This is a genomic window from Thiomonas sp. FB-6 (assembly GCF_000377645.1).
Lineage (GTDB): Bacteria > Pseudomonadota > Gammaproteobacteria > Burkholderiales > Burkholderiaceae_C > Thiomonas_A.
This window is the reverse complement of record NZ_KB898476.1, coordinates 83,479-96,732: the sequence shown is the minus strand read 5'-3', so window position 1 is coordinate 96,732 and position 13,254 is coordinate 83,479. Positions and strand designations below refer to the sequence as shown.

11 protein-coding genes are annotated in these 13,254 nt (G+C 69.7%); 4 read left to right on the top strand and 7 right to left on the bottom strand.

What is annotated here, in order from left to right; genetic code table 11:
* Window positions 1-12 precede the first annotated feature (12 nt).
* A complete protein-coding gene (gene fdxA, locus D466_RS0107670) occupies window positions 13-336 on the top strand; it encodes a ferredoxin FdxA (RefSeq protein WP_018913130.1) in 324 nt (107 codons plus the stop codon).
* Between the two features lie 54 nt (window positions 337-390).
* On the opposite strand, the gene D466_RS0107665 is transcribed toward fdxA, so the two are convergent.
* A complete protein-coding gene (locus tag D466_RS0107665; protein WP_026285013.1) occupies window positions 391-1,596 on the bottom strand; it encodes an NnrS family protein in 1,206 nt (401 codons plus the stop codon).
* Between the two features lie 165 nt (window positions 1,597-1,761).
* Between D466_RS0107665 and D466_RS0107660 the strand changes: the two genes are divergently transcribed.
* Window positions 1,762-2,283: an Rrf2 family transcriptional regulator gene (locus D466_RS0107660; RefSeq protein WP_018913128.1), complete on the top strand. Its 522-nt coding sequence runs from the start codon at window positions 1,762-1,764 to the stop codon at window positions 2,281-2,283.
* Between the two features lie 41 nt (window positions 2,284-2,324).
* On the opposite strand, the gene D466_RS21025 is transcribed toward D466_RS0107660, so the two are convergent.
* The 4 genes from D466_RS21025 to D466_RS21015 all read right to left on the bottom strand — a co-directional run bounded on the left by D466_RS21025 (window position 2,325) and on the right by D466_RS21015 (window position 6,771).
* Window positions 2,325-3,977 carry a methyl-accepting chemotaxis protein gene (locus D466_RS21025; RefSeq protein WP_018913127.1) on the bottom strand — a complete coding sequence of 551 codons (1,653 nt, stop codon included), beginning with the start codon at window positions 3,975-3,977 and terminating at the stop codon, window positions 2,325-2,327.
* A gap of 150 nt (window positions 3,978-4,127) precedes the next feature.
* A complete protein-coding gene (locus D466_RS21020) occupies window positions 4,128-5,021 on the bottom strand; it encodes a crotonase/enoyl-CoA hydratase family protein (RefSeq protein WP_018913126.1) in 894 nt (297 codons plus the stop codon).
* Window positions 5,022-5,273: 252 nt separating this feature from the next.
* Entirely contained in the window at window positions 5,274-6,494 is a 1,221-nt protein-coding gene (locus D466_RS0107645; protein WP_018913125.1) for a beta-ketoacyl synthase, read from the bottom strand.
* The gene (locus D466_RS21015) at window positions 6,487-6,771 is read right to left on the bottom strand and encodes an acyl carrier protein (protein ID WP_081629872.1); all 285 of its coding nucleotides are present in this window, start codon (window positions 6,769-6,771) and stop codon (window positions 6,487-6,489) included. Before D466_RS21015 ends, D466_RS0107645 begins: the two co-directional genes overlap by 8 nt.
* Window positions 6,772-6,962: 191 nt before the next feature.
* On the opposite strand from D466_RS21015, the gene D466_RS0107635 reads away from it, so the two are divergent.
* Together D466_RS0107635 and D466_RS0107630 are read left to right on the top strand one after the other, a co-directional pair.
* The gene (locus tag D466_RS0107635) at window positions 6,963-8,018 is read left to right on the top strand and encodes an HD domain-containing phosphohydrolase (protein WP_026285012.1); all 1,056 of its coding nucleotides are present in this window, start codon (window positions 6,963-6,965) and stop codon (window positions 8,016-8,018) included.
* A gap of 28 nt (window positions 8,019-8,046) precedes the next feature.
* Entirely contained in the window at window positions 8,047-10,179 is a 2,133-nt protein-coding gene (locus tag D466_RS0107630) for an ATP-binding protein (RefSeq protein WP_018913122.1), read from the top strand.
* 34 nt (window positions 10,180-10,213) lie between these two features.
* Here D466_RS0107630 and D466_RS0107625 read toward each other — a convergent pair whose 3' ends face one another.
* Complete coding sequence (locus D466_RS0107625; RefSeq protein ID WP_018913121.1) at window positions 10,214-11,167, bottom strand: HDOD domain-containing protein; 954 nt, start codon at window positions 11,165-11,167, stop codon at window positions 10,214-10,216.
* Window positions 11,168-11,263: 96 nt separating this feature from the next.
* On the bottom strand, window positions 11,264-13,243 hold the full coding sequence (locus D466_RS0107620) for an MASE4 domain-containing protein (RefSeq protein WP_018913120.1): 1,980 nt from the start codon (window positions 13,241-13,243) through the stop codon (window positions 11,264-11,266).
* Window positions 13,244-13,254: the final 11 nt, after the last annotated feature.

The window sequence follows — 13,254 nt, the reverse complement described above, 5'->3', positions numbered from 1 at the left end:
GACCCTTGCATCATGACCTACGTTGTCACCGAGGCCTGCGTCGCCTGCAAGTACACCGACTGCGTGGACGTGTGCCCGGTGGATGCCTTTCGCGAAGGGCCGAATTTCCTGGCCATCGACCCCGACGAATGCATCGACTGCGCCGTGTGCGTGCCCGAATGTCCGGTGGGCGCCATCTTCGCCGACGACGACGTGCCCGGCGACCAGCAGGAATACATCGCACTGAACGCCGAGCTGGCGCGCGCGTGGAAGCCTATCGTGAAGACCAAGCGGGCTCTGCCCGATGCGGACGAGTGGGCGGCCGTGCAGCGCAAGCGCGACAAGCTTCTGCGCTGAACCTCCATCCCGCGCGGCCCCGGGCCCGCGCCGGCCCTCATCGGGCGGCTCGGCTCAACCGTCGCGCCCGTCGAGGCGGGTCGCGAGCAGCCAGGGCGCGAAGCGCGCGAGGTAGGCGGCGAAACCGAGCATCCACAGAAGTCCTGAAGCCAGCAGCGCCGGCACGCTCAGCGCAGGCAGCAGCAAGGGGGCTGCCACCCGCACGAGGGCGGCGAGGAGCAGCGCCGCATAGGCGGCCACCTCGACCGGGCCCGCCTGCAAGGGGCGTGCGGTATGGCCGCGCGCGGTGCGGGTGAGCATGCCGATGATCAGTCCTCCCATCGAGCCCACGGTCAACGCGTGCAGCGCCGGCGACGCTGGAATCCATCCCACCTGCGCGGCCGCCAGCAGTGCCAGCCCGACCGGGATCCAGGCATACCCCAGGTGCAGCACCCACAGGATCGGGCGCCCCAGGCTGCGCCACGGTTTCCACGACAGCAGGCGCAACGCCTGCAGCACCGCGGTGGCGGCGAGCAGCACCGCGGTGGCGGTCGCCGGCGCTCCCAGGACCCAGGCCAGCAGCCCGATGCCGGTCACGGCGGCCGCCAGCAGTTCGCGCCGTGGCGACACCGCCAGTTGCAGACCGGGCACGGCGTTGCGGCTGAACTGCGGGATCACGCGCCCGCCGATGATGCACTCGAGCAGGACCACGAGGGCGATGGCCGCGTAGATGGCGCGCATCGGATCGATGGGTACGACCGCCAGGACGGCGAGATGGAACAGCACGTTGGCCAGGGCCAGCAGGGCCAGCAGGGCCAGCACGCCGCCGACCGCGGCATTGCGCCGGTTCCCCGCGCGCAGCAGCAGCCCCGCGAACACGGCGGCGACGATGATCAGGAAGGATCCATCGAGCAGGAAGAAGAGCATGTAGGGGCCGCTGGCCGCGGCGACGCGGCCGGCCGCCCACAGCGCGAACAGCGCGCCCAGCGCGGGCCCGCGCGGGGTCGACAGCTGGGTCCAGACCCGGCCGGCGGTGAGCAGGAAGCCCACGATCACGGCCACGACGAAGCCGTAGAGCATCTCGTGCGCGTGCCACAGCACCGGGCTCAGCCGCGGTGCGACCTCCATGCGACCGGTGAAGACGAGGAACCAGAGCCCCATCGCGAGCACGGCATAGGCCGACGCGCCCAGGTAGAAGGGCCGAAAGCCCAGGCGCAGCAGCGGCCATCCCGTGGCGGCGGGGTGCGCGGCAGTTTCCGCGGAAACCTGTAATCGAGCCACGATGGCCCTCCAAAACATTCATGTAGAATGTCTATTATAGAAAGGCGATCGTCGCTTGCAACTCCGGGCTCCGTACCAAGCACCCAGCAAGAAGCTGCGTCGCAGGCGCTTGTGCCCGGGGCAGGAATAAGATCACTTCCTGAGGAACGATAAGGAGACCACGCCATGCGGCTGACCATGCGCACCGACTATGCGCTGCGTGTTCTGATCTACCTGAGCCTGGAGCGCTGCGGCCAGGGCAGCGGCACCATCGACGAAATCGCCGATGCCTACCGGATCTCCCGCAGCCACCTGAAGAAGGTGGTCAACGAACTCGCGCACCATGGGGTGCTGGAAACGGCGCGCGGCCGGGCCGGCGGCGTGCGCCTGACCCGAGACCCCGCTTCGATCTCCATCGGGGAGATCGTGCGCATGGTGGAGAAGGATTTTGCCGTCGTGGAATGCCATGACGCGGCCGCGGAGCCCGATTGCGCGATCGCCCAGGTGTGCAACCTCAAGCGGGTGCTGCGGCGCGCGGTCGACGCCTTCATGTTCGAGCTCGACAAGGCGACGCTGGCCGATGCGGTCGCGGCGCCTTCGGTGGTGGCGAGCATCCTCGGAATCGGTGCGCCGGGCGACGGCGCTCAATCTGCGTCCGGGCAGCGGCGGCCGATCGCCGTGATTCCCGTCGATCCGTCCGGCCCCTGAACCCGGCGGCCCCGGGGGCTGCGGAGTCCTCGGCTAGAACACTAGAACTTGACGAACTGCTCCTGCGCCAGCGCCTGCGCGGCGGCGGGGCCGGCCGCTGGGGCCGAAGCCGGGCGCGCGGCAGCTTGCGTCGCCGCCCGCGGGACGTGGCCCTGCGCCGGGCGCAGCGCGCCGGCGTCGGACGCGACGATGCCCCCGGGCCCCGGCAGGCGGAACTGCACCACCTGCGACTGCAGCTCGGCCGACTGGCCGTGGAGCTGCTCGGCGGTGGCCGCCAGCTGCTCGGAGGCCGAGGCGTTCTGCTGGGTGGTGCCGTTGAGCTGGGACATCGCCTGGTTGATCTGTTCGATGCCCGTCGACTGCTCGGCGCTGGCGGCGTCGATTTCCTCGATGAGTTCGCTGGTGCGGGTGATGGCCGGCACCACCTGGTCCAGAAGTTCGCCCGCGGCCTCGGCCTGCCTGACCGAGCTGGAGGCGAGCTCGCCGATCTCGCGCGCGGCGACTTGCGCGCTCTCGGCCAGCTTGCGCACCTCGGCGGCCACCACGGCGAAGCCCTTGCCGTGCTCGCCGGCGCGCGCCGCCTCGATGGCGGCGTTGAGCGCCAGCATGTTGGTCTGGTAGGCGATGTCGTCGACGATGCCGATGCGTTCGGCGATGGCCTGCATGTCGTCGACGGTCTTGCGCACCGCGGTGCCGCCGTCGCGGGCCTGCTGCGCGGCCTGGCGGGCCATGCCCGCGGTCAGGCGCGCGTTGTCGGCGTTCTGCTTGATGGAGGCGGCCGACTGCTCCAGCGTGGCCGAGGTCTGTTCCACCGAGGCGGCCTGTTCGGAGGCGCCCTGGGACAGGCTTTGCGATGTGCTGGACACCTGCACCGAGGCCGCAGAAAGGTTGTCCGCCGCGGCGCGCACGGAGCCCAGCGTGACGGCGAGCTTCTCCACCATCTCGCGCACCGCGGCGAGCATGCTGCGGGTGTCTCCGGCGCGCGTGGGCACGTGCACGGTGAGGTCGCCGGCGGCGACCTTGCGCACGATGTCCGCGGCGATCGCCGGTTCGCCGCCGAGCTGGCGCAGCAGCGCGCGCACGATCAGCCAGCCGCCGGCGAGCAGCACCACGGCCAGCACGGCGCTGACCAGCAGGAAGCGCAGCATGCTGCTGGCCATGGCCTGCTGCGCGGTAGCGGCGCCGGCGTGGGCCTGCTTCACGTTGAAGTCGAAATGCGCGTCGATCTGCCTGGCCAGGCGGTCCGCGTCGGCGTTGTTGCCGGGCTGCAGCTGCTGGGTCAGGTCCATGTTGCCGCCCGCGATGGCGGCGAGGATCTGCGAAACGCTCTTGGAGTAGGCCTGCCAGGAGGCGCTCTCGGTCTGGAGCAACTGCTTGTCGCGCGGGTCGTCGGCGGTCCTGGCGTAGTCGGCCAGGGATTGCTCGACGATGCGCGAATCCTGCTGGATGCGGGTGCGCGCGTTGCGAAGCTCGTCGGGGCCGGGGCGGTTGACGACGTCGTTGGTCCAGCGGCGCACGCGCAGGAAATGGTCGCGCAGCAGGTCGAGGTCGACCAGCGCGGGCACCGTGTGGACGTTGGCGAAATTGGTGGACTCGAACACCTGGTGGATCTGCGAGGATCCGAAGCCGGACAGGCCCAGCAGGCCGGCGATCGCCAGTGCGATCAGGAGGTACAGGCGTTGGGCAACGGTCATTTCGTGTGGGAATGGAAGCGGATCGTCCGATGATCAGCCTAGTTCCGAGAAATGACAAAAGGGAGAATACGCATTCCCCACGGCGATGCAACGAATCGTTGCGAGGCAGTGCGGGGCAAGGCAGGGCGCGGCCGCGGCCGCGCCGCGGGTTCAGTGGGCGAACTCGGTGCGCTGCATGCGCACCAGGGTTTCCAGCACGCGGATCTCGTCATCGTCGAGTTGCAGCGCCGTGTCCACCCATTCGTCCACCACGGTGGCCAGCTCGGCGTAGTCCAGCGGCTGCATGCGCAGGCGTGCGCGCTGCAGGGCCATGCGCGCCTTGCGGCGCTTGGCGTGCTCGGCGAGGAATTCGCGCACCGCGGCTTCGCCGCGCCCGGTCGGGCAGATCTCGTCGATCACGCCCATCTCGAGCATCTCGGCGGCGGAGTAGATCTTGCCGCTGCGCATCAGGCGCTCGGCCGCGGCCACGCCGATGCGGCGCGCCAGCAGGCTCATGCCCCCGGAGCAGGGGAACAGCCCGAACAGGATCTCCGGCAGGCCGAACTCGGCCTGTTCCTCGGCGATGATGAAATCGGCGGCCAGCGCGGCCTCGAAGCCGCCGCCCAGCGCGCGGCCCTGCACCAGCGAAACGGTCGTGGACTTGCGGTTGAGCACGGTGGCCCAGCGGTAGATCATGTCCAGGCACTGCATCGAATAGCGCTGCAGGGCATGGCTGTCGCGGGCCCGGATGCAGTCGAGGAAATGCGCCAGGTCGCCGCCCAGGCTGAAGTACTCGGGGTGCAGGGAACGCAGGATCACGTAGTGCACCGCTTCCTCGCCGGTCTCGGTCTCCCAGCGCGGGCCCAGTTCGTCGAAATGCTCGGTGAGCGACTGCAGGGAGCCCAGCAGTTCGCGGGAGAAGTTGTGGGGCTTGCCCTCGCGCGGGACCATGGAGACCCACAGCGCGGAACTGGCGGCATCGAAGCGGGTCTGCACCAGCGCGCTCTCGGCCGGGGCCAACTGCGGCAGGTATTTCAGGCGGGACAGAGTCTGCTGCGGGATCATGGTCGGGGGATTCGCCGATGCGCCTCCACAGGCGCTCGGCATCCCTCAAGCAAGGACGATGCCAGGGGCCTTGCCCGGCTCCCTGGCAACCGCGCTCCCCGGGGCGTACCCGGTCCCGGGGCAGCGGCTGCCGTCAAGAATTTGACGACGCGCGGCCGCGTGGGGCCGCTTCGGCTCGCTGCGCGGCCCGGCGCGTCGGCTCCTTGGCGCGGGCCCGCGGCGTCCCGCCCTCGGCTCGCGGGGCCGAGGGGCTCAAGCCGCGCGGAGCACCAGCGCGGCGTTGATGCCGCCGAAGCCGGCCGACAGCGACAGCGCGCGCCGCACCGTGCCGGGCACGTTGGCCTGGGTGACGTGGTTCAGCCCCGCGCAATCGGGGTCGATCTCGTCCAGGTTGGCCGTCGCCGGCAGGAAGCCGTCGCGCATGGCCAGCAGGCAGGCCAGCATTTCCATGGCGCTGGCCGCCCCCAGCATGTGCCCGTGCAGCGACTTGGTGGAACTGACGGGAATGCTCGCGCTGTGCTCGCCGAACACTTCCTTGAGCGAGGCTACTTCCACCGGATCGCCGCCCTTGGTCGCCGTGGCGTGGGCGTTGATGTAGTCGATCTGCCCGGGATCCGCGCCGGCCTGGCGCAAGGCCGCGCGCAGCGCGGCGATCTGCCCGCGCTGGTGCGGCGCGCCGATGTGATAGGCGTCGGAGGCAAGGCCCCAGCCTTCGACGAAGCCGAGGATGTTCGCGCCGCGCGCCTCGGCGTGGGCGCGCGACTCCAGCATGAAGAACACGCTGCCTTCGCCGAGGACCAGGCCGGTGCGCTGGGCGGAGAAGGGCTTGCAGCTGCGCGAGGGGTCGGCGTCCACCTCGGCCAGCGCGCGCAGGCCGTCCCAGGCGCCGAGGAACACGGGCATCAGCGCCGACTCGGCCCCGCCGGCGAAGGCGATGTCGATCTCGCCGCTGGCGATGTGCCGGCAGGCGTCGGCGATCGCCGCGCCGGAGGAGGAGCAGGCCGAGGAATGGCAGGCGGTGGGCCCGAAGACCTTGTGGTGGATGGAGATGAAGGATGCGGCGGCATTGTTCATGCAGCCCATGATCACGTAGGGCTTGGTCGTGCGCCGTCCTTCGATATAGAACTGGCGGATTCCCTCCCATTCCGTTGTGCCGCCGCCTCGCACGGTGCCGTAAAACACCCCGGCACGTTCGCCAAGTGTGGAATAGTCCACAATTCCGGCACTTTCCGCGGCCTGGCGCGCCGCAACCAGGGCCAGTTGGGTTGTACGATCCAGGAAAGGCAGTTCGATTCGGCTGAAGCGGTCGCGGAACTGGGCCTCGACCGGGGCGACCGGAAAGGGGCGGGAGAGATCCGGAGATTCGAAAACACGAACCCCGGAACGCAGGTTCGAAAGGCTTTGGGACACCTCGGACGGGCTGTTGCCGATCGGCGAGACCACGCCGATCCCGGTGATGGCGATGTCACTCATTGGCGCGAGCCTCGACGTTGCGCGCGACCATGGCCGCGACGTCCTGCAGCGAGGGGTTCTTGGGAAGTTCGATCCGGCCTAGCTTGATTCCGATCGTGTCCTCGACGGTCATGATCACGTCCAGCACGGCCATGGAATCGAGTCCGATATCGGAAACCGAAGTTTGCGGAGTGGCGTCGGAGAGGTCGATGTCAAATGTATCGAAAACCGTCTTCTTCAGGAGTTCGATAATATTTTCTTCAGTCCATCTGGCGTCCATTGAATTTTCCTGTAACATGGTTTGCTCCAGCCTAACCGAAATGGCGTGACAAGACAAGCGCGGGCGCGCTCGGACGTTGATCCGGCAAGTGCCCGGTGCGGCTTCGCGGCGGTGCTTTGGTGCGCGTGTGGCGATGGTACGGCGGGCGCTCCCGTGGGTAGCCTCCCAACCTGTTGAAATCGAGGTGTGTCGCAATGGATCTTGGCAACGTGAGCGATCGCTGGGGGCGCAAGCCGGTGGTGCTGATCGTCGATGATCAGCCGACCAATTGTCACCTGTTGACGGAAATCGCGCGCGGCTTCTGCCCGGAGGGGCAGATCGTGGCTTTCTGCGACCCCTTCGCGGCCGTCGAATTCGCGCAGGGTCACGACGTGGACCTGGTGCTCACCGATTACCGCATGCCGCAAATGACCGGCGTCGAACTGGTGCGCGCGCTGAGAAGGCTGGAGCATTTGCACGAACCGCCCATCGTGTGCATCACGGCGGTGGAGGACGTGCAAATCCGCTACGAAGCTTTCGACGCCGGCGCGAACGATTATCTGAATCGCCCGCTGGATTATCGGGAATGCGCCGCGCGCTGCCGCAACCTCTTGAATATGCGGCGTTTCCAGCTGGCCACGCTGCAGCATGCCCAATCCCTGGAGCGCAAGGTGGAGCAGGTCGTGCAGGACCTGCAGAAGAAGAAGATGGACACGCTGCTGCGCCTGGCCAAGGTGGCCGAGCAGCGTGATACCGACACCGGCGCGCACCTGTCGCGCATCGGGCGCTACGCCTCCGTGCTTTCGCGTGGCCTGGGTTTCGACGACAACTATGCGTCGATGATCGAACTGGCTTCTCCGCTGCACGACATCGGCAAGGTCGCGATTCCCGACAGCATTCTGCTGGCCCGGCGCACGCTGACCGTGGAGGAATGGGAGGTGATGCGCACGCACACCATCATCGGCCACGCCATGCTGGCCGGAGGCGATTCGGAGCCCCTGATGGTGGCCGCGGAAATCGCGCGTTCGCACCATGAGAAATTCGACGGCAGCGGCTATCCGGACCATCTGGCCGGAAACGACATTCCGGTTTCCGCGCGCATCCTGGCGGTGGTCGACGTCTACGATGCGCTGACCTCGCGGCGCCCCTACAAGGAACCCTGGAGCTACGAGCAGGCCGAGGGTTATCTGCGCGAGCAGTCCGGGAAACACCTGGATCCGGATTTCGTGCAGGCCTTCCTGTCGCACAAATCGCGGATATTGACCATCCAGCGCACCTTCCAGTAAACCGGGACGCCGAAAGAGAGCGACAGACATGCAAAGGCCCGTCATCTTCGACCGCGTCGCCGCATTGCGCGGCCAGGTGATCGTGCGCCTGTTCTTCGGCGGCGCGATCATCCTGCTGGGGCTCGGCGCCTTTCATTTCACCCGCACGATGCCGCGCTACGCGGTGGCCGTGGGCATCGCGCACATGCTGTACGCGGGGGCCGTCTACGCGATCGGCCTGCGACGCAAGTTCCGCTTCCCGGACTGGCTGCTGCACGCCTGCGCCGTGGCCGACGCTGCGGTACTGACCGGCTGGACCCTGGTGCTGGGGCCCTATGCGCAGCTGGTGGTTCCGTTCTACGTGTTTTCGGCCATCGGCTACGGCATGCGCACGGGAAGCAAGGGCATCATGCACAGCTCGCAGGTCGCCTCGCTGGTGGGGCTGGCCCTGGGGCCGCTGGTCCCGTATTGGCGCGATCACCTCAGCTTCTGGCTGTCGTGCATGATTTCCATCGTGATCATTCCCGGCTACGTCGGGATCCTGATGGACAAGCTCTACCTGGCGCTGCGCTACGCGGAAAGCGAAAGCATGGCCAAGAGCGAATTGCTGGCACGCGCCAGCCATGAATTGCGCACCCCGCTGGGGGGAATCTCGAACGCCGCGGAACTGCTGCGCAACGAGATTCCGAACCAGCGCCAGAAGCGCCTGGCCGAGACCATCCTGTCGCTGAGTTCGCATCTGCTGGCGGACATCAATGCCTTGCTCGACCAGAGCCGCCTGTCGGTGGGCAAGCTCACGCTGTCGGTCGACACGGTGGACCTGGAGCAGCAGCTCGAGGTGGTGCGCGCCTCGGTGGAGATGAAGGCCCAGAAGAAGGGACTGGCCTTCTCGGCCACGCTGGATCCGCGCATCACCGACGCGGTGCTCGGGGATCAGCACTGGCTGGTGCGGGTCCTGATCAACCTGCTGGGCAACGCGGTGAAGTTCACCGAATTCGGATCGGTGGCCCTGCAGATCTCCATGCTGCAGCAGCATGACGACGCCTACACCATCCGCTTCAGCGTGCGCGACACCGGCATGGGCATCGCCAAGGAATTCCAGCAGCGCATCTTCGATCCCTTCGTGCAGGTGCCGGGGCAGTCGAATGCCCATGCCGAGGGGGCCGGGCTGGGCCTGGCGATCAGCAAGCAGGCGGTCGAACTGATGGGCGGCGACCTGCGCCTGATCTCGGAGATCGGCATGGGCAGCACCTTCTGGTTCGACCTGCGCATGCAGCGCTCGCGCAAGGCCAGGCCCGAGGAGCGCCCGGCCACCCTGGACGACGAGTTGCTGGCGGAGGACGTGGACCGCCGGCGCATCCTGGTGGTCGACGACAACCAGACCAACCGCTACCTGCTGGAGGAACTGCTGCAGCGCGAAGGGCATTCGGTGGTCACGGCGGCCAGCGGCGAGCAGGCGCTGGACATCCTCTCGGGGCCCGACCGTTTCGACCTGCTGCTGCTGGACTACAACCTCGGCGCGATGGACGGCAGCGTGTTGCTGCAGACCTATCGCTTCGGCCGGCACGACGCGGCGCCGGCCTATTTCCTGACGGCCGACGCCACCGTGGTGACGGGCGAGAAGCTGCGCAACACCGGCGCGCTCGGGGTGCTGACCAAGCCGGTGCGCCTGCGCGAATTGCGCGCGGCGATCCGCCAGGCCTGCGAGGACGCCGGCGACGTGGCGGCGGCACCCGTGCAGGGCGAGGTGGCGGCCGCCTCCGCCCAGGCGCCCGCGGCCGCCGCGGGGAGTTCGCACCTGCGGCCGGTGCCGGTGGTGTTCGTGGACCTGGCCGTCATCGACCGCCTGCGCCAGATCGGCACCCGGCAGGTGTTCATCAAGGAACTGCTGGACCGCGCCTCCGAGGACATCGAGGCCAACACGGAGCGCATCCTGGACGCGCTGGCTGCCGGCGACATGCAGGCAGCGCGCGACGCCGGGCACGCGCTCAAGGGCGTGTGCATGGAGACCGGCGCCATGCGCCTGATGAACATGGCGCTGGGCGTGATGCGCACCGAGGATGCCTACCTGCTGGAAAACCGCGGGCGCATCGCCGCGGACCTGCGCGACACCAGCACCCGCACGCGCGAGGCGCTGCACGGCATCGTGGCCGAAACCATGCAGCAGGCCGCAGGGTTCTGAAGGCCCCCAGGGCCGGGCCGCGCCGCGCCCCGGTTCAGGCCGCGGCGAGTTCGCGCGTGGCTTGCGCGTCGGCCTGGCGCAGGACATCGGCGAGGGCTTCGCGCAATTCCTCCAGGCTGCGCACGCGCAAGGCCGCGCCCAGGCGCGACAAGGCCTCGCTGATCTGCCACTGCTCGGCGCTGCAGCCGAACATGCGCTCGCTACGCCGGCCCAGCGCCAGCGCGAACTCGGCGCTGTAGCCGCTGGCGGTTCCCGCCGAGGGGCTGCGCCCGAGCGCCTTGAGCGCGCCGATCCAGCCCAGGTTGTGGGTGAGCCCGGCGAGGTAGGCATCGAAGGCGTCGACGCCGCGCTCGCCCGCCATCGCCTGGCACCAGTCGCTCTTGGTCTGCGCGTGGGTCCACAGGCGCGGCAGGGCCTGGCCGAGCAGCGGGTCGCGCATGCTGTCGAACAGCGGGCGCACCAGGCTGGCGCTGACCGTCCGGCGCACGCCGTCGATGCCCACGCGGGTCACCGCGCGTTCCAGTTCGGTGACCGGCGCGCCGTGCTGGTGGCGCGCCGAGTTGGCCAGGCGCAGGATCTCGGCGGCGAGGTAAGGATCGGCGCGGATCAGCGAGCAGGCCTCGCGCAGCGAGGCTTCGTCGTCGCGCAGGCAGGCCAGCAGGCGCGGCAGCACCGACGGCGGGCGCGGAATCCAGTTGGCCAAGGCGCGCGGCTTTTCCAGCGCCTGGTCCAGGGTGCGCAGCACCTCGCGTTCCTTCGCGCTCATGCCGCGCCCGGCCACGCAGGACTGGCCTGTCGCGTAGACGAAAAAGCGGCAGGCGTCGCCCGGAGCGGGAGGCATGCGTTGCGCGGCGGCGACGGCTGGCCCCGGAACGGGGCCGCGCGGGACGGCGGCTGCGGGCTGCGCGGGGGATGAGGCGACGGGCGGGTGGTCCGGCTGCGCGGCGCCGCGCAGGCCCAGACGGCGTGCAATGTCGAGCAGGCCCATGGTTTGGTGTCGATGTCCCCGTGTTTTCCCTGTGTGTTCAAGCGGCGCGGCGCGGGTGCCGTCCTGCCCGCGATACGCACTCCTCAGCTACTGTAATCAAGCATCCGGGGCGGCACAGCCACCGCTTCGCGGGGGCTCGGCCTCGGCCTCCGGCCTTGCCGCCTCGGCCAGCGGCAATTCGCAGCGCACCTCGGTTCCGCCGGCGGCGCGGCGGCGCACGTACAGGCGTGCGCCCAGCGCGTCGGCCCGGTAGGCCATGATGTGCAACCCGAGGCGCCCCCGGCGCGCGCCGGGGACCTGCACGCCGCGCCCGTCGTCCAGCACCTGCAGCACGATTCCGGGTGTGTGCGCCTCGAGGCGGATCTGCACCCGCGTCGCCTCGGCGTGGCGCAGCGCGTTGGCCACGCCTTCCTGCGCGATGCGGAACAGGTGGCGCGCCAGCGCGGCCCGCGGCAGTTCGAGTTGCAGCAGCCCCGCGTAGTCGCAGTGCAGTCCGGTGCTTTCGCGCACCCGTGCGGCCAGTTCGCGCAAGGCGTCGGGCAGGTCGTGGCGGTCGATGTCCACCGGTGCCAGGCCGCGTGCGAGTGCGCGCGCCTGCTCCAGCGTGGACTGCAGATGCAGTTGCAACTGCCCCAGGGCCTCGGCCTCGGGCTCGTGGCCGGCCAGCCGCAGCCGGCGCTGCAGGGCACCGGCCAGCATGGTGAGCGCGGTGAGCTGCTGGCCGATGCCGTCGTGCACCTCGCGCCCGATGCGCTCCTGCTCGGCCGTGCTGACTTCGAGGATCTGGCGCTGCAATTCCTTGCGTTCGGTGATGTCGCTGGCCACCGCGAGCACGCGCGGGTGTCCGTCGAGCTGGACCGGTGTCAACAGCACCTCCTCCCAGTAGTCGGTGCCGTCGGAGCGCTGGCTGCGCCACTCGATGCGGCTGGGCCCGGCCGCGGCGGCGCGGATGGGTGCGGCGGGCGCCGCGCAGGCGAAGGGCCACGAGCCTTGCGCCGGCGCCTGCTCCATGTCGCCGCCGCAGGTCTGCAGGGCGCGGGCGTTGGCCTGCAGCAGGGCGCCGGTGGCGGCGTCGTGCACGCTGATGGCCACCGTCGCGTGGTCGAACACGGTGCGAAAGCGCTGCTCGCTGTCCTGCAGGCGCTGGCGATTCGAGGCGTGCTCCCGGCGATGCTGCTCAGCCAGACGGGCGTAGAGCACGCTGTTCTCCAGCAGCAGCGCGAGCAGCACCGTGAGATCGGCCGCCAGGCTGCACAGCCGGCCGACGTACCAGCCCAGGTCGAAGCGGCCGTGGTTGAGCACCCCGGCCAGCAGCACGGCCAGCGCCCAGGCGGCGAGGGTCAGCTGCAGCCAGAGGTCCAGCACGGTGCGCGTGCGGCGGCGCCATGCCAGCAGCCCCAGCATCAGCGCTCCCGTGGCGAAGGCGCCGAGCGCGGCCCAGGTCCTCGCGGGAAGGTCGCTGTCGCCGCTCATCAGCGGCGGCACCCAGGCCGAGCCCACCGTGGCGAAGGCCGCGCAGCCCAGTGCGGCCGCGGCGGCCAGGCCCCAGGCCAGCGCCGCGGCGGCGGCCGGAAGAGGCGGCCTGCCTCCCGCCGGGCCCGTGCGCGCCGCCAGCGCGTAGCCGCCGATGCCCAGCGCGAAGCCGCCATGCCAGAGAAAGTACAGCCAGGCGGTGGTCTGTGCGTAGCCCTGCGCGAGCCAGGATCCTCCGCCCGTGCGCAGACCCGGGAAACTCAGCGCCAGCAGCAGGGCCATGGCGGCGGAGAAGCCGTAGCTCGCACTGAGCACGAGCAGCGCGCGCGAGCTCAGGATGCGGGCCTGCGCGAGCAGCAGCCAGCCGGTGAGCAGCGCCAGCAGGGCCATGACGGTCTGGTAGGCCGGAACCAGCACACGCAGCGGCGCCAGCGGCACGTGCAGCCAGGGCAGCGCCGCCGCGGCGAGCAGCAGCAGCGCGGCCAGGACCGCCGCGGCCGCCCGCCGTTGCGCGGAACTCGGCGGCAGGGTTGCGAGAAAGGGTGGCACGCTCGCCGCGGGCGACGGCAACGCGGCGGCGGGGCGGTCGATGGCGAAGGGCATGAAGGTCGGGG

Excerpts from the sequence above, each read along its gene's own strand:
- D466_RS0107625 (WP_018913121.1), bottom strand. The coding sequence starts at position 11,167 with ATGGGCCTGCTCGACATTGCACGCCGTCTGGGCCTGCGCGGCGCCGCG.
- fdxA (WP_018913130.1), top strand. The coding sequence starts at position 13 with ATGACCTACGTTGTCACCGAGGCCTGCGTCGCCTGCAAGTACACCGAC.
- D466_RS0107645 (WP_018913125.1), bottom strand. The coding sequence starts at position 6,494 with ATGAGTGACATCGCCATCACCGGGATCGGCGTGGTCTCGCCGATCGGC.
- D466_RS0107620 (WP_018913120.1), bottom strand. The coding sequence starts at position 13,243 with ATGCCCTTCGCCATCGACCGCCCCGCCGCCGCGTTGCCGTCGCCCGCG.
- D466_RS21015 (WP_081629872.1), bottom strand. The coding sequence starts at position 6,771 with ATGTTACAGGAAAATTCAATGGACGCCAGATGGACTGAAGAAAATATT.
- D466_RS0107660 (WP_018913128.1), top strand. The coding sequence starts at position 1,762 with ATGCGGCTGACCATGCGCACCGACTATGCGCTGCGTGTTCTGATCTAC.
- D466_RS0107630 (WP_018913122.1), top strand. The coding sequence starts at position 8,047 with ATGCAAAGGCCCGTCATCTTCGACCGCGTCGCCGCATTGCGCGGCCAG.
- D466_RS21020 (WP_018913126.1), bottom strand. The coding sequence starts at position 5,021 with ATGATCCCGCAGCAGACTCTGTCCCGCCTGAAATACCTGCCGCAGTTG.
- D466_RS21025 (WP_018913127.1), bottom strand. The coding sequence starts at position 3,977 with ATGACCGTTGCCCAACGCCTGTACCTCCTGATCGCACTGGCGATCGCC.